The organism is Streptomyces sp. DI166, from assembly GCF_900091315.1.
Taxonomy (GTDB): domain Bacteria; phylum Actinomycetota; class Actinomycetes; order Streptomycetales; family Streptomycetaceae; genus Streptomyces; species Streptomyces fuscus.
This window is the reverse complement of record NZ_FLSP01000094.1, coordinates 1-24402: the sequence shown is the minus strand read 5'-3', so window position 1 is coordinate 24402 and position 24402 is coordinate 1. Positions and strand designations below refer to the sequence as shown.

Annotated in this window: 17 protein-coding genes; 7 read left to right on the top strand and 10 right to left on the bottom strand. The window is 70.9% G+C overall.

Annotated elements, in window-relative coordinates:
* Positions 1 to 132: 132 nt before the first annotated feature.
* The 5 genes from GA0115233_RS32640 to GA0115233_RS32620 all read right to left on the bottom strand — a co-directional run bounded on the left by GA0115233_RS32640 (position 133) and on the right by GA0115233_RS32620 (position 8127).
* Positions 133 to 1713, bottom strand: coding sequence for an LCP family protein (locus tag GA0115233_RS32640; RefSeq protein WP_093723941.1), 1581 nt, complete (start codon positions 1711 to 1713; stop codon positions 133 to 135).
* Positions 1714 to 1830: 117 nt separating this feature from the next.
* Positions 1831 to 3552 carry an LCP family protein gene (locus GA0115233_RS32635; protein WP_093723940.1) on the bottom strand — a complete coding sequence of 574 codons (1722 nt, stop codon included), beginning with the start codon at positions 3550 to 3552 and terminating at the stop codon, positions 1831 to 1833.
* Positions 3553 to 3748: 196 nt separating this feature from the next.
* A complete protein-coding gene (locus tag GA0115233_RS32630; protein ID WP_093723939.1) occupies positions 3749 to 5467 on the bottom strand; it encodes an LCP family protein in 1719 nt (572 codons plus the stop codon).
* A gap of 241 nt (positions 5468 to 5708) precedes the next feature.
* Positions 5709 to 6806, bottom strand: a complete 1098-nt coding sequence (locus tag GA0115233_RS32625; protein WP_250751635.1) for an LCP family protein — start codon at positions 6804 to 6806, stop codon at positions 5709 to 5711.
* A gap of 565 nt (positions 6807 to 7371) precedes the next feature.
* Positions 7372 to 8127, bottom strand: coding sequence for a TIGR03089 family protein (locus GA0115233_RS32620; RefSeq protein ID WP_093723937.1), 756 nt, complete (start codon positions 8125 to 8127; stop codon positions 7372 to 7374).
* A 140-nt stretch (positions 8128 to 8267) separates the two neighbouring features.
* On the opposite strand from GA0115233_RS32620, the gene GA0115233_RS32615 reads away from it, so the two are divergent.
* Both GA0115233_RS32615 and GA0115233_RS32610 read left to right on the top strand, forming a co-directional pair.
* Positions 8268 to 9701 (top strand): peptidoglycan recognition protein family protein, encoded by a 1434-nt coding sequence (locus tag GA0115233_RS32615; RefSeq protein WP_176712023.1) that lies wholly within the window; start codon positions 8268 to 8270, stop codon positions 9699 to 9701.
* A 160-nt stretch (positions 9702 to 9861) separates the two neighbouring features.
* Positions 9862 to 10944 carry a sugar phosphate nucleotidyltransferase gene (locus tag GA0115233_RS32610; protein WP_093723935.1) on the top strand — a complete coding sequence of 361 codons (1083 nt, stop codon included), beginning with the start codon at positions 9862 to 9864 and terminating at the stop codon, positions 10942 to 10944.
* Positions 10945 to 11126: 182 nt separating this feature from the next.
* On the opposite strand, the gene GA0115233_RS32605 is transcribed toward GA0115233_RS32610, so the two are convergent.
* The 4 genes from GA0115233_RS32605 to GA0115233_RS32590 all read right to left on the bottom strand — a co-directional run bounded on the left by GA0115233_RS32605 (position 11127) and on the right by GA0115233_RS32590 (position 15142).
* Entirely contained in the window at positions 11127 to 12152 is a 1026-nt protein-coding gene (locus GA0115233_RS32605) for a DNA-3-methyladenine glycosylase family protein (RefSeq protein WP_093723951.1), read from the bottom strand.
* A gap of 72 nt (positions 12153 to 12224) precedes the next feature.
* A complete protein-coding gene (locus tag GA0115233_RS32600) occupies positions 12225 to 13643 on the bottom strand; it encodes a coenzyme F420-0:L-glutamate ligase (protein ID WP_093723950.1) in 1419 nt (472 codons plus the stop codon).
* Positions 13644 to 13648: 5 nt separating this feature from the next.
* Entirely contained in the window at positions 13649 to 14608 is a 960-nt protein-coding gene (cofD, locus tag GA0115233_RS32595; protein ID WP_093723934.1) for a 2-phospho-L-lactate transferase, read from the bottom strand.
* Positions 14609 to 14650: 42 nt separating this feature from the next.
* Entirely contained in the window at positions 14651 to 15142 is a 492-nt protein-coding gene (locus tag GA0115233_RS32590; protein ID WP_093723933.1) for a cysteine dioxygenase, read from the bottom strand.
* Positions 15143 to 15800: 658 nt separating this feature from the next.
* On the opposite strand from GA0115233_RS32590, the gene GA0115233_RS32580 reads away from it, so the two are divergent.
* The 3 genes from GA0115233_RS32580 (at position 15801) to GA0115233_RS32570 (ending at position 21420) form a co-directional block, all read left to right on the top strand.
* Positions 15801 to 16064, top strand: a complete 264-nt coding sequence (locus GA0115233_RS32580) for a WhiB family transcriptional regulator (RefSeq protein ID WP_003975777.1) — start codon at positions 15801 to 15803, stop codon at positions 16062 to 16064.
* A 200-nt stretch (positions 16065 to 16264) separates the two neighbouring features.
* On the top strand, positions 16265 to 19900 hold the full coding sequence (locus GA0115233_RS32575; protein WP_093723932.1) for a glycosyltransferase: 3636 nt from the start codon (positions 16265 to 16267) through the stop codon (positions 19898 to 19900).
* Positions 19897 to 21420, top strand: a complete 1524-nt coding sequence (locus GA0115233_RS32570; protein ID WP_093723931.1) for a DUF5719 family protein — start codon at positions 19897 to 19899, stop codon at positions 21418 to 21420. The genes GA0115233_RS32575 and GA0115233_RS32570 overlap by 4 nt, the downstream gene beginning before the upstream one ends.
* 19 nt (positions 21421 to 21439) lie before the next feature.
* Here the strand turns inward: GA0115233_RS32570 and GA0115233_RS32565 are convergent, their stop codons facing one another.
* Complete coding sequence (locus GA0115233_RS32565; protein ID WP_093723930.1) at positions 21440 to 21889, bottom strand: metallopeptidase family protein; 450 nt, start codon at positions 21887 to 21889, stop codon at positions 21440 to 21442.
* Between the two features lie 263 nt (positions 21890 to 22152).
* Here GA0115233_RS32565 and GA0115233_RS32560 point away from each other — a divergent pair, with 263 nt between their 5' ends.
* Positions 22153 to 22572: a DUF3499 domain-containing protein gene (locus tag GA0115233_RS32560; RefSeq protein ID WP_093723929.1), complete on the top strand. Its 420-nt coding sequence runs from the start codon at positions 22153 to 22155 to the stop codon at positions 22570 to 22572.
* 139 nt (positions 22573 to 22711) lie between these two features.
* A complete protein-coding gene (locus GA0115233_RS32555; RefSeq protein WP_093723928.1) occupies positions 22712 to 24076 on the top strand; it encodes a phosphomannomutase/phosphoglucomutase in 1365 nt (454 codons plus the stop codon).
* The last annotated feature ends 326 nt before the right edge of the window (positions 24077 to 24402 follow it).

The following is a 24402-nucleotide window of genomic DNA, read 5'->3' as shown; positions in this document are numbered from 1 at the left end:
CCGTAGGCCCATACGATCTGCGGCCCAGGGCACCGCCCCGGGCGGCGCGCATCGGTGTCCCCCGTTCGCGGTAACGCGAGCCGCCCGGCCGTGCCCACCACCGGCCGGGCACGGCCCTTCCGCGAACCCGGGCTAGAAGGAGAAGTCCGGGTTCACATGCATGCAGGCGTCCTCGTCGGCGCCGTTGAGGGCCTTGTCGGCGTCCGGCATCCTGTCGTCCCGCTTGGGCGCCTTGTACGCCGTACCCTCGCGCCAGTCCGCGCCGACCACCAGGGTCACGCCGGTGACGTCCGTGGACCGCTTCACCGAACTCAGCGGGATGCCCAGGGACTTGGCGACCGCCTGGGCGTCGCCCTCCAGCTCCGCGCTCGGGAAGCGGACCACCGTACGGTCCTCGCTGAGGACCACCGTGGCGTCCGCGACCGCCCGTGTGAAGCCCTTGTCCCGCAGCAGACCGGTGACCTCGTTGGCCCGCCCGCCCGCCGGAGCGAGGGTGTCGGTGCGGGTGCCGTTCTGCACCTGGACGGTGATCTCGTCATCGGGTGCCGCGGGATCGTCGGAGAGCTTCTCCTCGGCCTTCGCCTTCTTCGCGTCCTTGCCGTCCAGCGCGATGTCCTCGCGCACCAGCCGGAACAACTGCTCGGCGTCCTCGGTGGGCTCCACCTGCACGCCCACGTACCGGTTCGGCATCGTGGTCATGGTGATGCGCTCCGGCTTCACCTTGCGCAGCTCGTTGCTGAGGTCGTAGAGCTTCTTGACGTCGTCCAGGCCGGGGTCGACGGTGAGCGCCGTGGTGGCCTCCTCGGCGAGCCTGCGCAGCTTCAGCGGGTTGCTGAGCGTGGCGTTCTCGCGCAGCTGACGGACCATCGAGGTCATGTACATGTGCTGCGCCTTGGCGCGGCCCAGGTCGCTGCCGTCCTCGAAGCCGTACCGGGTGCGCAGCCACTGCAGCGCCTGCTCGCCCTTGACCGAGTGGGTGCCCTTCTCCAGCTTCAGACCGGAGCCGTGGCCCAGGCTGTCCCGGGAGTGGATATTGGCGTCCACGCACACCGGGACGCCGCCGATGGCGTCCGCCATGGACACCACTCCGGCGAAGTCGACCATGATGAAGTGGTCGATGTGGATGCCGGTCAGCTCCTGCCAGGTGGCCACCGTGCAGCCCGGACCGCCGCGCTGCAGGCTCTGGTTGGTCGCCACCCGCCCGTTGCTCGCCGGGTACACCTCGTCGTCGTCCGGGTCCGTGCACTTGGGGATCCGCACGAGGGTGTCGCGCGGCATGCTGATGACCGACATGTTGGAACGGTCGGCCGACAGGTGCAGCAGCATCTGCACATCGGCCCGCGCCGGGCTGCCGAAGGTCTCCCGGGCGCCGCCGAGCCGCTGGTTCTCCTTGTTGTCCCGCGCGTCCGAGCCGATGAGCAGGATGTTCAGCGGGACCTGACCGGCCGCGTTCGGCGTCGGCTTGGCGACCTTGTTGTCACCCAGGTTCAGGTCGTCGTGCTTGATGTTGCCGTTCAGGTGCTGGTAGTAGAGGTACCCGGCCCCCGCCGTCCCCACTATCAGCACGGCGAGCACGGCGGCGGACCACTTCATGATCCGCCGCCCGCGGCCCGGCCGCCGTCTGCCGCGCCCGTCCAGGCCCTCCGGGCCGTCGGCCGTCCCCGCGCCGCCCCCCTCGGCGACCGGAGCGGCCTCCCGCACGCTGCTCTGCATCACTTACCGTCCCTCCCCACCCTTGCCGGTCGGACCGCCCCACCCGCGACGCCACGGAAGGGGCCTGTCGTACGTCATGTCAGACGCTCGACAGGCCCTTCGGGTCGCCTCAGTTACTCAACCGGCGCATTCAACCTTGTCAGCCGTCGACTTCTCCACGTCCGGCGTCTTCGCCGAGGAGGAGTCGAGCTTGATACCCGGCCCCTTGAAGTCCTTGCCCAGGATCAGTGTCATGGTCGGCAGACCCTGGGCGTTGGTCACGCTCTCGCCGGGCTTCATCGCGGACCCGGACAGACCCATGATCGCCGCCAGTCGGCGGGCCTGGTCCGCCTGGTCGGGAGCGTACTCCAGGGTCGTTTTCGTCTGTGCCGCCTCCGCGTTGCCCGCGTTCTCGGACTTGGTGACGCCCTCCTGGTTCTGCAGGTACACCAGTTGGTTCTGGGCGCTGCCCGACTCGGCGCCGCCGTTGAGGATGCGTACGCGCACTTCGGAGGCGTCCGCCTTGGTGCCCTTCAGACGGGCGGCGACGGCGGCCTTCTCCTTCTTCTTCTGCTTCTTCACCTCGGTGAACGACACATCGTTCTTGATCATGTCGAAGACCTGGGGCGCGGCCTCGGCGACCACCACCGTCGCCTTGACCACCTCGGCCGGGTTGTCCTTGACCGGGACCGTGGTGAAGGTGATGTTCTTCGTCGGCACCTTCTTCAGCTCCAGCGCCACGTCCTTGAGCGTGCTGGCCTTGCCTATGGCCTTGTCGACGGTCAGCGCGTCGGTGGCGGCCTCGGCCAGCTTGATCAGCTTCTTGGGGTTGGTCAGGGTGTCGCTGGAGGACATCTTGCGCATCAGCGAGCCGAGGAACTGCTGCTGCACCTTGATGCGGTCCAGGTCGCTGCTGTTCTGGTACGCCTTGCGGGTACGGACGAAGGCAAGCGCCTGCTCGCCCTCGATCTTCGACTCGCCCTTGGGCAGGTCGAGTTTGGACTTGGTGTCCTTGATGGGGCGGTTCAGGCAGACCGTGACGCCGTCCACGGCGGAGGTCAGGGTCTTCACGGCGTTGAAGTCGACCATCATGAAGTGGTCGGGCTTGATGCCGCTGAACTCCTTGACCGTCTGCATCGTGCAGCCGGGGTCCCGGTCGCTCTCGCCGAGGCTGCGGTTGAAGCGCACCTGCTGCAGACCGGGGATGACCTTCTCGGTGCCGTCGTCCAGCTTGGTGCTGCACTCCGGGATGTCCACGATCAGGTCGCGCGGAATGCTCATCGCGGTCGCGTTCGACCGGTCCTTGGAGACGTGCAGCAGGATCGTGGTGTCCGCGTGCCCGACGCTGTTCTTGTCGCCGTAGCCGGAGTTGCCCTCGCCGGTGCGCCGGTCCGTACCGATGATCAGGATGTTGAAGGCCTCGTTCTTGCGGAAGCTGCTCGCGCCCGCGTCGCCGACGTCGATCGTGTCGACGTTGCCCTCAAGGTGCTTCAGGTACAGATAGCCGCCCGCCGCGGTGGCGACGAGCACGAACGCCATCGTGCCGCCGGTCCACAGCAGCGCCTTCTTGGTCCTGGAACGCCCGGCGGGCTTGCCGCCCTTGCGCCCGCGCCGGCCCGGCGGCGGCTCCTCCGGAGTGCTCCGGCGCCTGCGCGGCGGCGGGACATCGCGGTCCGGGGCGGCGGGCGGGGCCGTGGTGGCGTCCGGGCGTCTGCGCGGACCGGGGACGGGGGCCTGCCGCGGTCCCGGCGATTGCGGTGCGGAAGGGCTCAGTCGCAATTCGTATTCGCCGGTGTTCGGATTGAGTACCCATTGGTCTGCGGGGTCGATGTTCTCCGACCGCCCACGGCCTGCGTCCACGGTTGTCCGAATCCTCCGTCGGGAAGGCGCCGCGCGGAACTCGCCGCGTGGCCCGATGCACCGGATCGCTCACACTATCCGCACGATTCGGCGCGGAGCGACGTCGGTGAGAAATTCCACGCGCGTACAACCGATTCAGGTGTCCCTACATCCGGTCAATTCGCTCCATTTCCCTGAACTGACCGGTCATCCACGATCACTTCGCGCACTGGACCTGATCGGCTGTGGACTTCTCCACGCCCTCGGGGGTCTTCCCCGAGGAGGACCCGCTGACCGGAACACCGGCCCCCTTGAAGTCCTCCCCCAGGATGAGCGTCATCGTCGGCAGCCCCTGCGCGTTGGTGACGCTCTCCCCGGGCTTCAGCGCCGACCCGGACAGCCCCATGATGGCGGCCAACCGCCGTGCCTGGTCGGCCTGTTCGGGGTCGTACTCCAGCGTCGTCCTCTTCTGCCCGGCGTCCGCGTTGCCCGCGTTCTCGGACTTGGTGACGCCCTCCTCGGTCTGCAGCCAGGTCACCGTCTTCTGGGCGCTGCCCGACTCGGCGCCGCCGTTGAGGATGCGTACGCGCACTTCGGAGGCGTCCGCCTTGGTGCCCTTGAGCCGGGCGGCGACGGCGGCCTTCTCCTTCTTCTTCTGCTTCTTCACCTCGGTGAACGACACATCGTTCTTGATCATGTCGAACACCTCGGGCGCCGTGGCCTCATTGAGGACGACGGTCGCCTTCACCGTCTCGTTCGGGTTGTCGATCACCGGGACCGTGGTGAAGGTCAGGTTCTTGGTGTTGAGCTTGCCCAGCTCCAGACCCAGGTCCTTCAGCTTGCCGATGCTGTCGAGCTGGGAGTCGACGGTGAGCGCCTCGGTGCCCGCCTCCGCCAGCTTCACCATCTTGGTCGGGCTGGTGAGCGTGTCATTGGACTTCAGCTTGCGCATCAGCGCGCTCAGGAACTGCTGCTGAAGCCCGATCCGGCTCAGGTCGCCGCCGAAGCCCACCGAGTGCCGGGTGCGTACGAAGGCCAGCGCCTGCTCGCCCTCGATGGTGTGGGTGCCCTTGGACAGCTTCAGATGCGAGTCCGGGTCGTCGATGTCCTTGGCCAGGCACACCTCGACCCCGCCGACCGCGCTGGTCAGCGTCTTGACCGCGTTGAAGTCGGCGACCATGAAATTGTCCGCCCGGATCCCGGTCAGCTCGGTCACGGTCCGCACGGTGCAGCTCGGCGTACGGCCGCTCTGCCCGAGGCTGGTGTTGAAGCGCACGCCCTGGGAGCCCGGGATGACCTTCTTGGACCCGTCCTCCTGAGTGGTCGGACAGTCCGGGATGTCCACGATCAGGTCCCGGGGAATGCTGAGCGCGGTCGCGTTCGACCGGTCCTTGGAAACGTGCAGCAGGATCGTGGTGTCGGCGTGACCGGGACTGTTCTTGTCGCCGTAGCCGGAGTTGCCCGAGCCGGTGCGCTTGTCGGTGCCGATCAGCAGGATGTTGATGGCCTCGTCCTTCTTGAAGCCACCGGTGCTCGCGCCGTCGTCCGGCACGGAGTCGATGTTGTCGTTGAGGTGCTCCAGGTAGAGGTACCCGGCCCCGGCGCCGGCGATCAGCAGGAACGCCATGGTGCCGCCGGTCCACAGCAGGAACTTCTTGGCCTTGGACTTCTTCTTCTCCGGCCGCCGCCCGCGCCGCGTCGGCACGGGCTCCTCGGGCACCCCGCGCCGGCGCCGTGGCGGCGGGACATCGCGTCCGGGACGCTGCGGGGCGCGCACGGGGGTGGCGGTACGGGAGGCTGCTCTGCGGGGTCCGGGAACGGCCGACTGCGCTCCGGATGGGGTCAGTCGCAATTCGTATTCACCGGTGTTCGGATTGAGCACCCACTGGTCTGCGGGGTCGATGTTCTCCGCCCGCCCACGGCTTTGCGCGTCCACGGTTGTACGAATCCTCCGTCGGGGCCACGCGGGCGCCTTCCCCCTCCAAGGCGCTCGGGTCTCTGTCGGCCGGTGCGAGCCCCGACATCCCCGGACGGAACATCGAAGCCGGGCGCACCGGGGCGCTCACACTATCCGGCCGATTCCGCGCGGAGCGACGCCGGTGACAAACTCCACGCCCCTACAAACGGGCAATACGGAGCAATTCCCCGAACAAGGGTTCCGTCCTTTGGTGAGCGCTTTACCCGCAGTCGTTCTGCGCGGCCGTGTTCCCCCGGAAGGTGGGAGCGGGCGAGGAGTCGGCACGCGCCCCGGAGCGACCCTTTTGGCTGACTTCGACGGGCGTGTCGGTACGCAGTCGCTGGAACAGCCTTTCCGCCTCGGGCTCGATGAGCTGATCGCGGTTGGCGTTGTAGACGTACGACTCCCGGGGGACGGTAAGGAATTGCACACGTTCCGTGGGGATGTCGCGCACGCCACGCACAAGTTGGTACAAGCCCCGCAAACTGGCCAGCCCCGGATCGGTGGTCAGTGAAGAGGTGGCGGCATCCAGTACCGGATACAGCCGTACCGGATTCAGCAGTACGTCATTGCTCTGCACCTTGTTGACGAGCGCCCCGAGGAAACGCTGCTGCCGGTCCATGCGGTCGGTGTCACTGCCGTTCCCGAGCGACTTCCGCGCCCGCACGTACCCGAGGGCCTGCTCCCCGTTCAGAGTCACCCGCCCCGCGGGAAGCCGCAGACGGGCATCTTTGTCCCGAATAGGGTTCTTCAGGCAAACCTCCACCCCGCCCACCGCATCGACCATGTCCTTGAACCCCCGGAAGTCGACGACCATGTGGTGATCGATCCGCACGCCGGTCAACTTCTCCACGGTCCGCACGGTGCACGCCGTACCGCCGATCTCGAAGGCGTAGTTGAACATCGCGAACATGGGCTCGGACCGCGTCCCGTCCGTCCGTCGGCACCCGGGCACGTCCACCATCAGATCCCGGGGTATCGAAACCGCGGTCGCACTGCGCCGCCCGGCCGCCAGATGCAACAGGATCGTGGTGTCGGACCGCTCGGTCCCCGAGTCCCGCCCGTACCGCCGGTTCCCGGCCCCGGCGCGCGAATCGGACCCGATGACGAGGATGTTCCGGGCCCCCTTGACCAGCGAGGTGGGCCGCTCCTTCTCGTACCGGGCGAGCTCGGCGGCGGCGGCCTCGTCGGGCGTGATGTTCCCGTCGAGCTTCACGTACACGACCCACCCGGCGCCAACAGCTCCCAGCACCACCACCCCCACCCCGGCACCCACCCCCCGAACCCACCGCCGCCGCCGACGACGTATCAGCCCCACCCCACTGGCCCGAGCCCCACCGACAGAACCATTCACGTCACATCCACCCCTAACGGCGCACGGGCGTGTGTCTCCCTGGTCTCACTACGACGATGCCGCGAATGGCCGCCGGACGGCGGATAGAGCTAGCCCAATCGGGCGACACGAAAACGCCCTCACCGGCGCAGGAGGGCGAGCAGGGCGCTCATCCCCTCACCGGCAGCTGGCCACGCAGCCCGGCACTCCCAGCCCGTCCGGCGCTTGAGGACGAGGCCGTCAGGGGCCGATCCCCGCCCGCCCCCACCCACCCACCCGCAGGTAGCCACACACCCCGGCATCTCCAGCCCGTCCGGCGTTTGAGGACGAGGCCGTCAGGGCCGGTCCCCGCGTCGCCCCCGACCCACCCGCAGGTAGCCACACACCCCGGCATCTCCAGCCCGTCCGGCGCTTGAGGACGAGGTCCGTTCAGGGCCGACGGGGGTCCAGGGGGCGGAGCCTCCTGGTGGGGTCGAAGGGGCAAAGCCCCTGGGGACGGGAACGGGAAGGGGCGGTGGGGGCGAAAACACCCCCACCGCCCCCACAACCGTCACCGAGCCACCGCAGTAACCCGCTCACTCTCAATCCGCTTGGCCAACGACTCCTCGCCCAACACCTCAAGATTCCGACACAACACCACAGACCCCCCCGTGGCCAACGCCCCGTACAACCCCGCGTTCAGCCCTTCCCACGTATCGAACCCCAACCCCGACAAAATCCGAGACCCCGGCCCCGCAAGCCCGAGCCCCGTCGCCTCAACCCGCGCCCGCTCCACAACCTCCGCCGACGAAAACTCCCGCCCGGCGACAATCAGCGCCGCCCCCTCCGGATCCACCGGCGAGAACGGCACGAACCGATCCCCCTGCCCCGGCACCTCCACGGCGTAGTCCAGGAACCCGCCCGGCACCTCAGGAAACCGTCCCCCCAACGGCCGCAGCGCAAGAGCGACCCGCTCCCCACCACAGGCCCGAGCCGCGTCCAGCGAATCCGGCCCGCTCACCACCACATCCGCGGCAGCCGCATCACCGTCCATGTCGGCAACCACCCCCACGGACGAACACGCGAGCAACCACACAGCCGTCTGCCAGTGCGCGGGCAACAACAGCGCGACCCGATCCCCGGGCCCCGCCCCAAGATCCCCTTGCAGCAGATTGGCGGTCTTGGCCACCCAATTGGCGAAGGTGGCCACGGACAATTCGACACGTTCCCCGGTGGCATCGTCGTAGAAGGTCACGAGGGGACGCCCAGGATCCGCGGCGAGCGCGGAACGCAGCAGGTCGGCAGGGGTGCGATCGGTGGCATTCACCCGAGTCAGCGTACGCGCGCCGGACCTCCCGCACGCCCCGCCCACCCCCTGTACCCGCCACCGATTCGGCGGAACGCCACCCGACGGCCCGTCAATTCCCCAATGGACAGATTTGTATGACTATGTTCAACATCAGGGGCATGCATAGAATCCTCGCTTCCTCGATCGGCGTAACCTGCGCGGCCGCACTGGCCGTCCCGCTCGCCCCCGCCACCGCCATAGCGAGCGCGAGCCCCACCCGGACGCCACACACGACGCAGACGCAGTCCCAGACGCCGACCACCGAGACCACCCCCGAAGGCCACACGGAGTCCCTCCCCCTCAAGCCCCTGACCAGCACGAGGGCCACCGCCACCCCCACCGCCCCCGAACAGGGCCTGCGCGCCCAGGACGTACGCCGTTTCTCCCTGGTGGGCGTCATCTGGGACGACCCCCGGACCGAACTGCACGGCACGGTCCAGGTCCGTACGAGGTCGACCGAGACCGGCACCTGGTCCGACTGGCAGGACGTGGCGACCCACAACGCCGACCACGCCCCCGACCCGGACGCCTCCGAACGCGTCTCGGGCCGCGTCCACGGCGCCACCGCCCCGCTGTGGGTGGGCGACTCGGACGGAGTGGAGGTACGCGTAAGGGCGGAACAGCCCGAGACGACCGACACCCCCACCCTCCCGACGGGCCTGCGCCTGGAGTTGGTGGACCCGGGCGAGGAACCCGCGCGCACCGCCCCCGCCGCGCGCACCGCCCCCGTCAGACGCGCCGACACCCCCCAGGACGCAGCCCCCGCTTCGGTCGCCACCACCCTCTCCGCCGAAACGGCCGAGGCCTCCGCCGTGAACACCGAACTGGCCCCCCTGGGCGCCCTGGAGATCCCGGCACTGAGCGACGAGGAGACCCGCCGCGAGTTGCTCACCCTGGGCCAGGCGGAGCTGCTGGCGGACCTGACGGAGGAACAGCAGGCGAAGCCGTACATCGGCCCCCGTCCGGGTATCGTCACCCGTCGTGGCTGGGGCGCCAACGAGTCCTGGCGCGAACGGAAGTTCGTCTACACGAGCAAGGTGAAGGCGGCCTTCGTCCACCACACGGCGTCGGGCAACGGGTACACGTGCTCGCAGGCGCCCTCCGTCATCCGTGGTATCTACCGCTACCACGTGATGAGCATGGGCTGGCGGGACATCGGCTACAACTTCGTCGTCGACAAGTGCGGAACCATCTACGAGGGCCGTGCCGGTGGCGTCGCCAAGCCGGTACTGGGTGCCCACACGCTTGGTTTCAACTCGAACAGCATGGGGATCGCCCTCCTCGGCAGTTACGGCTCGAAGAAGCCCTCCAAGGCGTCCGTGAACGCCGTAGCCGGCCTCACCGCATGGAAACTCGGCCTCTTCGGCGCCAATCCGCGAGGAGAGACATACCTGAAGTCCGGAGGTGGCAACCTCTACGCAAAAGGTAGGAAGGTACGACTGAATGTGATCTCCGGCCACCGCGACGGCTTCGCCACGGAGTGCCCGGGCCTGCAGATGTACCGCAAGCTCGGCACAACTCGTGAGACCGCGGCCGAACTTCAGGGCCGCTGACGAGCGTCCCTGACACCGAGACCACATTCACCGCCATCGGGGGGAAGGCGGATCAATGACGAACTCCGCACTGCCGTCGAGGGCGCACCGTACACGGTCTGCATACACTGACCGGCCGAAAGTCAGTTCGGCCGGTCCCGGCAGGAAGCGGAGACAACAGGTGACAGAAGCGATCCTTCTGGTCGGCGGCAAGGGCACACGGCTGCGTCCGCTCACCGTGCACACTCCCAAGCCCATGGTCCGGGCGGCCGGGGTCCCCTTCCTGACGCACCAGCTCGCGAGAGCGAGAGCGGCGGGCGTCGACCACATCGTCCTGGCCACCTCGTACCTGGCCGAGGTCTTCGAGCCGTACTTCGGCGACGGCGCCTCGCTGGGCCTGCACATCGAGTACGTGACGGAGGAGGAGCCGCTCGGCACCGGCGGAGCCATCCGCAACGTCGCCTCCCGGCTCCACTCCGGCCCCGACGACCCGGTCCTGATCTTCAACGGCGACATCCTCACGGGACTGGACATCCGCGCCCTCGTCGACACCCACCAGCGCACCCACGCGGACGTCTCCCTGCACCTGACGAAGGTGACAGACCCGAGGGCGTACGGCCTGGTCCCGACGGACGAGACGGGCAGGGTGACGGCGTTCCTGGAAAAGCCGCAGACCCCCGAGGAGATCGTCACCGACCAGATCAACGCGGGCGCCTACGTCTTCCGCCGCTCGGTCATCGACGCGATCCCGACGGGCCGCCCGGTCTCGGTGGAACGCGAGACCTTCCCCGACCTCCTCTCCGCCGGCGCCCACCTCCAGGGCATGGTGGACTCCACGTACTGGCTGGACCTGGGCACCCCGGCGGCCTTCGTACGAGGGTCGGCGGACCTGGTCCTGGGCCGTGCCCCGTCCCCGGCGGTCCCCGGCCGCTGCGGCGACCGCCTGATCCTCCCCACGGCCCGAGTGGCCCCCGACGCCAAACTGGCGGGCGGCACGGTGGTCGGCGAGGGCGCTTTCGTCGCGGAGGGCGCCCGGGTCTTCGGCAGCACGATCCTCCCCGGCGCGGTCATAGAACCCGGCGCCGTCATCACCGACTCCCTCATCGGCACCCGCGCCCGGGTGGGCGAACGCTCGGTCCTCACCGGCACGGTCATAGGCGACGGCGCGATAGTGGGCCCCGACAACGAACTCACCTCAGGCGCCCGAGTCTGGTGCAACGCCCAAATCCCACCGGCGTCCCTACGCTTCTCCCCGGACCAGTAACAGCCCGGCACTTCCAGCCCGTCCGGCGTTTGAGGACGAGGCCCGTGCAGGGCCGACGGGGGTCCAGGGGGCTCCACCCCCTGGGCGGGGTGGAAGGGGCGGGGTCGAAGGGGCGGCAGCCCCTGGGGACGGGAACGGGTAGGGGCGGCGGGGGGCGAAAAACCAACACGCACCCCGCCCCCTCACAACCGCCCGATATCCCCCCGAGGCATCCGCGGCGCCCGCCGCCCCGGCACCCGCCCACTCAACAAAATCAACCGCGCAGCCCGATGCCGCTGCCCCGCATACGGCTCCAGCAGCGACAACATCACCGCATCATCCGCATCCCGATCCCCCGCCAACGCAAACCCCACAATCCCCGGCAGATGCAGATCCCCCACAGTCACCGCATCCGCCGCCCCATGACTCCGCTGCACCACTTCCGCCGAGGTCCAGGGCCCCACCCCCGACACGACCTCCAACCGGGCCTGCGCCTCGGCAGGCGCCATGAACACGGCCTCCTCCAGCCGCGCAGCCACCCGCACACACCGCAAAATCGTCGACGCCCGCTTGTTGTCGACCCCGGCCCGATGCCACTCCCAGGAGGGGATCAACCCCCACGTCCGAGCATCCGGCATCACAAACATCCGCCCAAAAGCCCCGGACCCAGAAGCGCCAGGCCCCGGTCCAGGCGCCGCCTCCCCGAACTTCCGCACCAGCAACCGCCACGCCCGATACGCCTCATCGGTCGTGACCTTCTGCTCCAGAATCGACGGAATCAACGACTCCATCACCAGCCCGGTCCGCGTCAGCCGCAACCCCGGCCGCCGATGCCACGCCAGCGCCACCACCCGGTGCCGGGGCACGAACGCATCCGGTTCGTCATCCGCCCCGAGCAGCGACGGCACCCGCTCCAACAGCCACTCGGCCCCCGGCCCCCACGCCTGGGCCCGTACGACGGACCCCTCCAGGGCAACCCGCAACGTCCCGGGCCCACACGGAGTCCGGCTGGCCCGCCACACGGACCCGTCCGCAGCGGCCCGGAACGTGGGATCCCCGGGCCCCCGCCGCAACGGCCCGAGCACCAGCCCGAGATCGAGCGGCCCCTCAGGAGCCCACACCCGCTCCCGCCCACCCCCCGCAACCCCGGAGACCCGTGCCGCGGGCACACCGACATGCCCCCCGCGCACAGACGTACGCGTGGGCCGAGGAGAAAACCGCCCAGCCACGACCAAGACCCCCAAGACCCCAGGGAAGGAAAAAGAAGCCCTACAACAAAGCCCTACGCCACACCCCGAACCTCACCGCACCTCGACAAACGCCGAAGCATCCCGCTCCCCCCGAGCCCGCGGCTCCTCCGCCGGATGCCCCACCGCCACGGCCCCCATCGGATCCCAGGACCCCGGCAACCCCAGCACCTCCCGCACGACATCACGGCAGAACATGGTCGAGGAAACCCAGGCCGACCCCAGCCGCTCCCCGGCCAGCGCCACCAGGAAGTTCTGCACCCCGGCCCCGGCCGCCACCACGAACATCTCCCGCTCGGCGGCGTCCCGCCGCGGATCGCCGTAGTGGTGCGCCCCGTCCATGACGAGACAGGGCACCACCAGATACGGCGCGTTGCGCAGCACATCCCCGCGGCGCACCCGCTTCGCGATGGACTCCTCGCTCTTGCCGTCCCGCCGCAGATCCGCGACCCACGCGTCTCGCATCGCGTCGAGCAGCCGCACCCGCGACTCCTCCGACTCCAGCAGTACGAACCGCCACGGCGTGGTGTGGTGCGGCGCGGGCGCCGTCACGGCCGCGGCGACGGCCCGCCGCACCGCGCCCGGGTCGACGGGCTCGTCGGTGAAGGCCCGGATCGTACGGCGCTGGGTGACCGCGAGCCGTACGGCTTCCGAGGTCCCCAGCCGGAACATGTCGTCACGTCCGCCGCGCACCAAGGCCCGCGCCCCCTCCCCGTGCTCGTCGGCCACGACATGGGGGAGACCGCGCACCACGGCGACCGGCAGCCCGGCGGCCTTGCCCTTGACGAGGTCACCGGCCGAGGCCAGTTCGTCCGCGGTCGCCACGACGGTCGCGCCGAGGGGATTGCCGTACGCGTCCGTGCCTCCGCGCAGATCGTCCAGCACGCGCACCCCGGCGGCGCCGATCGCGACATCGGTGAGCCCCGAGCGCCAGGGTCGCCCGAAGGTGTCGGTGACGACGACACCGACGTTGACGCCGAGGGCCTCGCGCAGCCCGTCCCGGATGGCCCGCGCGGAGGCGTCGGGGTCCTCGGGCAGCAACAGCACGGTCCCGGCGGGGGTGTTGGAGGCGTCGACCCCTGCGGCGGCCATCACCAGGCCCTGCCGGTTCTCCACGATCCGCAGGGTGCCGCGCCGGGCCACGACCCGTACGGTCTCGGCGTCGATCGCGGCCTCCCGGTCGTCCGCCCGTACGACCCGCCCCTCGGCCTTGGACACGATCTTGGAGGTGACGAGCAGTACGTCCCCGTCGGCCAGCCCGGGCTCGGCACCGGCGATCACCTTGGCGAGGTCGTCCCCCGCGGCGACCTCGGGAATCCCCGCGACGGCCCAGACCCGATACTCCCGTCCGGCACCCGCACCCTTACCGGCACCGGCACCGGCACCAGCACCCGAACCCGCACCCGTGCCAGCATCCGAACGTCCACCCGCACCCGTACCGGCCCCCGCACCCGCGCGTTCCCGGCCCGACACCCCGCTCACGCCCCCCGCACCTCCTCCGCCAGCGTCAGCGCCTCCCGCGCCATCCGCGCGGTGGCGTCGAGGTCGGTCATCATCAGCGGTACGGCACGGCACCGGATCCCGGCCGCCTCGATCCGTTCGACGGACCCGGCGTCCACGGTGTCGACGAGCCAGCCGTCCAGCAGCCCCGAGCCGTAGTGCTCGGCGACCGCCGCGGCCGTGGACTCCACGCCCACCGCGGCGAGCACCTTGTCGGCCATCCCGCGCACGGGCGCGTCCCCGACGATGGGGGAGAGGCCCACCACCGGTACGCCCGCTTCGGCGACGGCCTCGCGGATGCCAGGCACGGCGAGGATCGTGCCGATGGAGACGACCGGGTTGGACGGCGGGAACAGGACCACGTCCGCCTCGGCGATGGCCTCCAGCACGCCCGGCGCGGGCTTGGCCTGCTCCGCGCCCACGGGCACGACGGCTTCGGCGGGGACGGAGGCGCGCAGCCGTACCCAGTACTCCTGGAAATGGATCGCCTTGCGCTCGCCGTCCAGTTCGACGGCGACGTGGGTCTCCACCCGGTCGTCGGTCATGGGGATGAGCCGAACTCCGGGCTGCCACCGGTCGCACAGCGCCTCGGTGACCGCGCTGAGCGGATACCCGGCGCTGATCATCTGGGTCCGCACGATGTGCGTGGCGAAGTCCCGGTCGCCGAGCCCGAACCACTCGGGCCCCACGCCGTAGGCCGCGAGTTCCTCCTTGAGGTGGAAGGTCTCGTCGGCGCGCCCCCAGCCCTGCTCCTCGTTGATGCCGCCGCCGAGGGTGTACATCACCGTGTCGAGGTCCGGGCAGACCTTGAGTCCGAAGAGGTGGATGTCGTCGCCGGTGTTGCCGATGACGGTGATGTCGGCGTCGGGCGCGGCCTGCTTCAGACCGCGCAGGAACCGGGCACCGCCGATGCCGCCTGCCAGAACCACAATGCGCATGGGAGCAAGCATGGCAGGCGGGTCCGACAGCGCGTCGGCCGGTCACGCCAGCGGGACGGCCTCCGCGGCGCACCGGGTGTGCATCGGCATCTCGGTCAGGCCGGGGTAGTACACGTGCAGGCTGACCGCGGGCTCCAGCGCGTCGTTGACGACCTCGTGCACATAACCCGGCGCGAACACCCGCTGCGCGCCCGGCTCCAGCACGCGCGTGCCGCGCTCGGTGCGCTCGGTGAGGGTGCCCTCCAGGACGGTCAGCACACCGGAGGAGGGGCCGTGGTCGTGCAGTCCGCTGCCCTGGCCGGGCACCCAGGACAGCAGCCACACCTCGTAGCCGGGCCCGGTGCGCAGCCGGTGGTACCAGCGGGTGGTGGCGTCGTACTGGACGAGGTGCGCCCACTGGGAGCGGTCGGCGGCGATGGCGCGGGCCAGGCCGACGAACTCGGCGACGGTGGCCGGGTGCTCGCGCGGGGGCTGCAGCAGGTGGGGTACTTCGAGGATGTCGCCGGCGATCTGGAGGTCGCTGTCGCTGTTCATGGAGTGGGGTGGTTCCTCAGTGAAAGAAGGTCAGAGGGGAACGAGAGGCCGAGTCGCAGGGGACGGGAACCCGGCCGCCGGCTGGAGCGGGGATGGCTCAACAGCTGGGACAGCAACAACAGCTACAGCGAGCGCGGGCAGCACCGAGGGACCCGGCGGTGCGGGTCGAGGTGAGTGCCGAGTTCGCGAGCATGCCCACTAGGACAGCGGTTCACACCTGCACTGTCAACTCGGACCCGGAATGTGGGACCGGGTTCACCCCATCCGGTCTATCTGAGTGCCGAAAGGTTTGTTCACCGGAAACGGGGGACACATGGCGCACAACCGGGCTCGCAAGCGGCGTTGCCGTCCCGTGATCAGACTGTGATCCGGTTTGCTTCGGCGCCTGTCCCGGAACGAGATCGAACTGCCGGGCGTCTTTGTCCGTACTAGGTAGGTACGGCCCGGAGACCCTCCTGGGTCCCGTCTGCATGTCAAGGTTTATGCCGATTTGAACACTTTCCGCTAGACCTTGGTTCCGCAGAGTGAATAAGGGGCCCAATAGCAGATCTCGGCTTGACTCGCCCGGAGCAGCACACTTGTAATTTCACTCGTGTCGTTCAGCCGGAATCGGTAACGGCTACATCACGGGGACGCGAAAGACAGACGAGGGGCGCACATGACCGAGCTGGTGCAGCAACTGCTGGTCGACGACGCGGACGAGGAACTCGGCTGGCAGGAGCGCGCGCTGTGCGCCCAGACCGACCCCGAGTCCTTCTTCCCCGAGAAGGGCGGCTCCACCCGCGAGGCCAAGAAGGTCTGCCTCGCCTGTGAGGTCCGCTCCGAGTGCCTCGAATACGCCCTCGCCAATGACGAACGCTTCGGCATCTGGGGCGGTCTGTCCGAACGGGAACGCCGACGCCTGAAGAAGGCCGCCGTCTGACGCGCGCCTGAAGAAGGCCGCCGCCCGATTCGAACGGCGTCCGTCCACAGCCGACCAGCGGCCCTCCGCCCGTGGTTATCCACAGGCGGAGGGCCGCTCGCATGCCCAGCCGATAGTGTGGGCGCTCGTCCGAGACGTCCCGCCGCCCTCACACGGCACAGACGTCCACCGCAGTCCACCGAACCGGGGCCCGTACCTCGATGTCCGTGCACAGCCACACGTCGGCGCACCAAGAAGCGTCCGCCACACCAGAGTTCCCGCGTCATGTGGTGACCGCGGTCCTCGTCTCCCACGACGGTGTCCGCTGGCTCCCCGACGCGCTCGCCGGACTGCTCGGCCAGGAGCGCCCGGTGCAGTCCGTCATGGCCGCCGACACCGGCAGCGCCGACGACTCCGCCCAGCTCGTCACCGAGGCCCTCGGCGCCGACCGCGTCCTGCACCTCGCCCGGCGCACCGGCTTCGGCCAGGCCGTCGAGGAGGCCGCCCGCACCGCCCCGGTCCTCACCCCGGAGGAGCTGCCGTACCTGAAGCGGCCGAGCGGCTGGGACCCCGTCACGCGCACCTGGCGCGACGACGCCTACGACCTGCCCGAGCTGCCCCACGGCGAGCCCATCCAGTGGCTGTGGCTGCTGCACGACGACAGCGCCCCCGAACCAGACGCCCTCGCCCAGCTGCTGAGGGTCGTCGACACCGAACTGGAACTCGGCCGCGACGACGTCGCCGTCGTCGGACCCAAGCTGCGCGGCTGGTACGACAAGCGGCAGCTGCTGGAGGTGGGCGTCTCCATCGCCCACTCCGGCCGCCGCTGGACCGGCCTGGACCGCCGCGAACAGGACCAGGGCCAGCACGACCACGTCCGCCAGGTGCTGTCCGTGTCCACCGCCGGCATGCTGATCCGCCGCGACGTCTTCGAACAGCTCGGCGGCTTCGACCGGCGCCTGCCCCTGATGCGCGACGACGTCGACCTGTGCTGGCGCGCCCAGGCGGCCGGCCACCGCGTCCTCATCGCCCCCGAAGCCGTCGTACGGCACGCCGAGGCGGCCTCCCGCGAGCGCCGCACGGTCGACTGCGCGGGCCGCACCACGGCCTCCCCGCACAAGGTCGACAAGGCGGGCGCCGTCTACACCCTGCTCGTCAACACCCGCACGGCCGCACTGCCCTGGGTGCTGCTGCGCTTGGTCGTCGGCACCGTGCTGCGCACCCTCGCCTACCTCGTCGGCAAGGTGCCCGGACAGGCCGTCGACGAGATCCGCGGCCTGCTGGGCGTCCTGCTGCGACCGGAGCGGATCATCGCCGGGCGGCGCAGCCGGGGCCGCCCGGTCGTCGACAAGGGCGAGCTGCGCCCGCTGTTCCCGCCGCCCGGCGCGACCGTGCGGGCCACCGTGGAACAGGCCGCGGGCAGCCTCTTCGGCAGCTCCGACCCCGAGGCCACCTCCGGCGCCGGACGGCACGGCGGCGGCCTGGAGTCCGGACCCGGCGGCGACGACGCCGACTTCCTGGAGATCGAGCAGTTCGCCCGCCTCAAGCGCGTCGCCCGCAAGCCCGGCCCGGTGCTCTTCCTGGTGCTGCTGCTGGTCTCCCTGGTCGCCTGCCGCGCCCTGCTCGCCACCGGCGCCCTCGCGGGCGGCGCCCTGCTGCCCGCCCCGGCCGACGCCGGTGATCTGTGGTCGCGCTACCTGGACTCCTGGCACGCGGTCGGCGCGGGCGGCACCGCCTCCGCGCCCCCGTACCTGGCGATCGTGGCGATGCTGGCCACCGTGCTGCTCGGCTCGACCGGACTCGCGGTCACCCTGCTGCTGGTCTGCTCGGTACCGCTCGCCGGCCTCACCGCCTACTTCGCCTCCCGCCCGCTGATCCCCTCGCGGCTCCTGCGCGCGTGGGCGGCCGTCGTCTACGCCTTCCTGCCCGCCGCCACCGGCGCCCTCGCGGGCGGCAGGATCGGCACCGCCGTCCTCGCCGTGCTGCTGCCGCTGATCGCCCGCGCGGGCGTCGCCGCCAGCGGCCTGGCGAACCCCTCCGGGACCCGCGGCAGCTGGCGCGCCACCTGGGCCTACGCCCTGCTGCTGACCGTCACCACGGCGTTCACCCCGATCGTGTGGCCCATCGCGCTGCTCCTCGGCATCGCCCTGCTGGCCGTCCGCCGCACCGACATCACCGCCTACGGACTGCGCTTCCTGGCCCAGCTCGGCACCCCCCTGCTGGTGCTCGCGCCCTGGTCGCTGACCCTGCTGCCGTTCGGCTTCTTCGGCGAGGCGGGCCTGGAGTACGGCGCCTCCGCCGCCTCCGCGCTCGACCTGCTCGGCGCCAGCCCCGGCGGCCCCGGCACGGTCGGCGGGCTCATGCTGATCGGCGTCCTGCTGGCCGCGCTGGCCGCTCTGCTGCGCGCCGAGCGCCGCCCCGCCATCCTCACGGCATGGGCGGCCGCCCTGGTCGGCCTGGTCTTCGCGGTCCTGTCCAACGGCTCCGCCTGGGCGGGCCCGGCCACCCTCGTCTACGGCATCGCCCTGCTGGCCGCCGCCCTGCTCGGCGCCGACGGGGCACGCCTGCGCGTGGCCCAGCAGAGCTTCGGCTGGCGCCAGCCGCTCGCCGCGCTGATCGCCCTCGCCGCCGCCGTGGGGCCGCTGCTGGCCGCAGCCGGATGGATGATCGGCGGAGCCGACGGCCCGATCAAGCGCCGCGACCCGGTGCAGGTGCCCGCGTTCGTCGCCGAGGAGAGCGGCAACCGCGACCAGACCCGCACCCTGGTCCTCGACAGCGACTCCGCCGCCCACGTCGCCTACACCCTGGTCCGCGGCTCCGGCGCCCGGCTCGGCGACGCCGAGGTCGCCGCGGCCGCCGGGGAGAACACCCGGCTCGACAAGGTCGTCGCCAACCTGGTCGCCGGTTCCGGCGCCGACCAGGCCGACGAACTCGGCAAGTTCGCCGTGGGCTACGTCCTCGTCCGGCAGGGCGCGCCCCGCGAGGTCACCCGCGTCCTGGACGCCACCCCCGGCCTGAAGCGGCTCAGCCAGCAGAACGACAGCGCCCTGTGGCGGGTCGACCAGGACGTCGCGCGCGCCATGATCGTCGGCGGGTCCGGCGACCCGCAGCCGGTCGCCGCCGGTCCCGTGGAGATCCACACCGAGATCCCGTCGGGCGCCGACGGCCGGACCCTGCGCCTGGCCGACACCGCCGACGCGGGCTGGACCGCCACCCTCGACGGCAAGCCGCTCACCCGCACCACGGTCGACGGCTGGGCCCAGGGCTTCGAACTCCCCGCCTCCGGCGGGAAGCTGGACGTCACCTTCGAGGACCCGCTGAGCCACACCGCATGGCTGTGGGCACAAGGCTTCCTCGCCCTCGTCCTGGTCGTCATGGCCCTGCCCGGCCGCCGCCGCGACGTCGACGACGACCTCCCCGAGGAGCAGCTCGTCCCGGCCCAGCCCGTCTCCGGCGAGGGCCGCCGCGCCCGCCGCCTGCGCGCCCAGGCCGAGGCGGAGGCCGAGGAACAGCCCGCCCCGGACGACTTCCCGCCCCCGCCCCAGGAGGCACCCCCGGCCGCGGTCCCGCAGCAGCAGTCCTACGGCGACTACGACACCCCCAGCTACGCGGGCGCGCCCGAGTACGGCGGCTACGGCGAGCAGTACCAGCAGGGCCAGGGCTACCAGACGGGCGGCTACGACCAGCCCTACCAGGCGGACCCGTACCAGGCCGGCCAGTACGACCCGTACGCGTACGACGGCCAGGGCGCGTACGACCAGAGCCAGTACGAGCAGCCGTACCAGCAGGGTTACGACACCGGTTACGACCCGGCACAGCAGCACGGCGTCGAGCGTCCTGACGGGAGCCAGCAGTGAACCGCACCACCCTCTCCCTGCTCGCCGTGGCGACCGCGCTCGCGGCGATCACCGGCTACGCCACCCTGAGCGAGCCGGAGACCTCCGGCGCGGACACCGGCAAGGCCGCCGCCGTACTGCCCGTGGAGCGCACCAGCCTGCTCTGCCCGGCACCCAGCACCTCCGACCTCGCCGAGACCACGTACACCTCCTTCACGCCCGCCACCGAGGGCGCCGGCGGCAAGGGCACGGCCGAACTGCACGAGGCGGCCGGGCAGACCGACGACAAGGACGGCGAGGACGGCGAGGAGTCCGGCAAGAAGGACGCCGGAAAGAAGAAGGACCAGGACAAGCCCGTCCTCGCGGCCAAGGAGCCGGGCAAGCCGGTCGGCACGGAGGCCAACGGCGGTACCGCTCCCGCCCTCTTCGGCACCGCCGAGGGCAGGCTCGCGCCCGGCTGGACCGTGCAGCAGACCACGGAGGTCACCGCGGGCACCGGACGCGGCCTCCAGGGCGTCAACTGCACCGCGCCCGACACCGAGTTCTGGTTCCCGGGCGCCAGCACGGACGCCGACCGCACGGACTACGTCCACCTGACCAACCCCGACGACTCGGCGGCCGTGGTAGACATCGAGCTGTACGACAAGAACGGCGAGCTGGAGACGACCGTCCCGGACGGCGTCACCGTCCAGCCGCACGCCACCGAGCCGGTCCTGCTCTCCACGCTCACCTCGGAGAAGGCGACCAACCTCACCGTGCACGTCACCGTCCGCAGCGGGCGGGTCGGCGCCGCGGTGCAGGCCCTGGACGACAAGGTCGGTGGCGACTGGCTGGCCGCCTCCACCGACCCCGCCGGCAGCCTGGTGCTGCCCGGCGTCCCCAAGGACGCCACGGCGGTCCGCCTGGTCGCCTTCACCCCCGACGGCTCCGACGCCGACCTGAAGGTCCAGCTGGCCTCCCCGTCCGGCCTGATCACCCCGGCCGGCCACGAGACGCTGCATGTGAAGTCGAAGATGACGGCCGCGGTGGACCTCGGTGACCTGACGCGCGGCGAGGCGGGCTCGGTGGTGCTGACCCCGACGGACCGCTCCGTGCCGGTGGTGGCCGCGCTCCGGGTGATCCGCGGCAAGGGCGCCGACCAGGAGACCGCCTTCATCCCGGCCACCAGGCCGGTCGGCACGCGCGCGACCTCGGCGGAGAACTCCGGCAAGGGCACGACCCTCTCGCTGACCGCGCCGACCGCCACCGCACAGGTGAAGGTCACGGCCTCCGCGGGCACCGAGGGGGGAGAGGCGACGACCAAGACGTACTCGATCAAGAAGGGCACGACGCAGAACATCGTCCTGGAGGTCCCCAAGTCGGTGAAGGGCAGCTACGCGCTCACCGTGGAGACGGTCTCGGGAGGCCCCGTGTACGGCGCCCGGACGCTCGCCGCGACCGAGGGCGAGACCTCGTGGTTCACCGTCCAGACCCTTCCCGACGACCGGGGGACGGTGAAGGTGCCGGAGGCGGAGCAGGACCTGTCGGTGCTCCAGAAGTAGCCGTTCGCGCGCGCCGGGCTCAGTCCTCGCCGTAGCGCGGGTCGACGGTCTCGGGGGTGAGCCCCAGCAGCTCCGCCACCTGCTCGACGACGACCTCGTGCACCAGCGCCGCCCGCTCGTCGCGGCCCTTGGTGCGGATCTCCACGGGCCGCCGGTAGATGACCACCCGCGCGGGGCGGCCCTCGCGGGCGGAGATCGTCCCGCCGAGCGGCACCGCCTCGTCGTTCCAGACCTGCGCGGCACCGTTCAGCGGGGGCACCTCAAGGACCAGGAAGTCGATCTCGGCGAGCTGCGGCCACCGACGCTCCAGGCGCTCCACGGAGTCCTGGACGAGGTCCGCGAAGGCCTCGGCGCGGCTGGCCGCGAGCGGCACCTGCGGCGGCGCGATCGGCCCCCGCATGCCCCTGCCGTGACGATCACGGCGGCGGGGCCCGGGGCCGGTGGCGCTGGGCGGTACGGGCTTGTCCATCACTGGTGAAGCGTAGTCCTCGGCAGGGCCGCGCGGCGCGCCCCGCACGCCCTGTCGGCGGATGTCCATTCCGGCCAAGGTTCGGCTCGATTCCGTACCTCTCCCGGACCGGCGATCTCTAGGGATTTGATGGTGTTTGTACCAAGTGATGACCGGATCTCGCCGTTCACGATCGGCCGAAAGTCGACGTTCCCGCAGGTCACAAAGGCGCGTCAGAAGGGGTGTGTGGGGCGACTCACAGCCCGACACGGTGGAGTGACCTGGTGGAGAGTCGTCGCGGCCCGCTCAAGAGTGCGGTACCGTCCAACGTCGTGAGCCTTGTACGTCGCTGTTCGCGCACCGCTTGCGGCCGCCCCGCCGTCGCGACGCTGACGTACGTCTACGCCGACTCGACCGCGGTCCTCGGCCCGCTTGCCACCTACGCCGAACCCCACTGCTACGACCTGTGCGCCGAGCACTCCGAGCGCCTGACCGCCCCGCGCGGGTGGGAGGTCGTACGACTCCTCGACGGATCCGCCCCGGCCCGCCCCAGCGGCGACGACCTGGAAGCGCTCGCCAACGCCGTGCGCGAGGCGGCCCGCCCGCAGGAACGTGCCGCGGAGGCCGGCGGAGCCCGTTCGGCGGACCCGCGCGAGGTCGCGCGCCGCGGCCACCTCAGGGTGCTGCGCTCCCCGGACAACTGAGTCCGCGTCACCCCTTCCCGCGCCTGCCCCGCTTCTCGCCGAGGTTACGGCTGAGGGTCCACCGGGGGATCGCACAGCGCGGCACATCCCCGTACGGGTACTTTGTGCAGTCCCGAGGATCTCTTCAGGAAGGTTGGCCGTGGCCGCTGATCTGTCACAGCTCGTGAAGGCGTACGACGTGCGCGGGGTCGTTCCCGACCAGTGGGACGAGTCGCTCGCCGAGCTGTTCGGGGCGGCATTCGTCCGCGTGACCGGCGCCCGTGCCGTCGTCACCGGGCACGACATGCGCCCCTCCTCGCCCGGCCTGTCGTCCGCCTTCGCGCGCGGCGCCGCCGCGCAGGGCGCCGGCGTGACCGAGATCGGCCTGTGCTCCACCGACCAGCTCTACTACGCCTCCGGGGCGCTGGACCTGCCGGGCGCGATGTTCACGGCTTCGCACAACCCGGCCCAGTACAACGGCATCAAGATGTGCCGCGCCGGCGCCGCCCCGGTCGGCCAGGACACCGGCCTGGCCGAGATCCGCGCGCTGGTGGAGGGCTGGCTGGACTCCGGCGCACCGGAGCCGGCGGCCACGACGGGAACGATCACCCGGCGGGACACGTTGGAGGACTACGCGGCCCATCTGCGCTCGCTCGTCGACCTCACCTCCATCCGCCCCCTGAAGGTCGTCGTCGACGCGGGCAACGGCATGGGCGGCCACACGGTCCCCACGGTGTTCGAGGGCCTGCCCCTGACTCTCGTCCCGATGTACTTCGAACTGGACGGCACCTTCCCCAACCACGAGGCCAACCCGCTGGACCCGGCCAACCTCGTCGACCTCCAGAAGCGGGTCCGCGAAGAGAAGGCCGACCTGGGCCTCGCCTTCGACGGCGACGCCGACCGCTGCTTCGTGGTCGACGCCCAGGGCGAGCCGGTCTCCCCGTCCGCGATCACGGCCCTCGTCGCCTCGCGGGAACTGGCCCGGCACGGCGGCAAGGGCACGATCATCCACAACCTGATCACCTCCTGGTCGGTCCCCGAGGTGGTCCGCGAGAACGGCGGCACCCCGGTCCGTACCCGCGTCGGCCACTCCTTCATCAAGGCCGAGATGGCGAAGTCCGGCGCGATCTTCGGCGGCGAGCACTCCGCGCACTACTACTTCGCCGACTTCTGGAACGCCGACACGGGCATGCTGGCCGCGCTCCACGTCCTCGCGGCCCTCGGCGGCCAGGACGGCCCCCTGTCCTCCCTTGTGGCTCAGTACGACCGCTACGTAGGCTCCGGCGAGATCAACTCCACGGTGGCGGACCAGCAGTCCCGCCTCGCCGCGATCCGCGCCACGTACGGCTCCCGCGACGACGTCACCCTCGACGACCTCGACGGCCTCACGGTCACGTCCTCGGACTGGTGGTTCAACGTCCGCCCCTCCAACACAGAACCCCTCCTCCGCCTGAACGCAGAGGCCCGCGACGAGGCAACGATGACAAAGATCCGCGACGAGGTCCTGCACATCATCAGGGGCTGACCCTTCACTGTGACCACGCAGCCCGCCACTCCCAGCCCGTCCGGCGCCTGAGGACGAGGCCGAGAGCCCTCCCCACCCACCCAGCCACCTCCAGCCCGTCCGGCGTGTGAGGACAGGCCACCGAGGCCGATCCCCACCCACCCACCCGCCCCCACCCACCCGAAGGTGACCACGCAGCCCGGCACCTCCAGCCGGTCCGGCGTTTGAGGACGAGGCCCGTTCAGGGCCGATGGGGGTCCAGGGGGCGGAGCCCCCTGGTGGGGTCGAAGGGGCGAAGCCCCTGGGGACGGGAACGGGAAGGGGCGGCGGGGGCGAAGGAAACAACC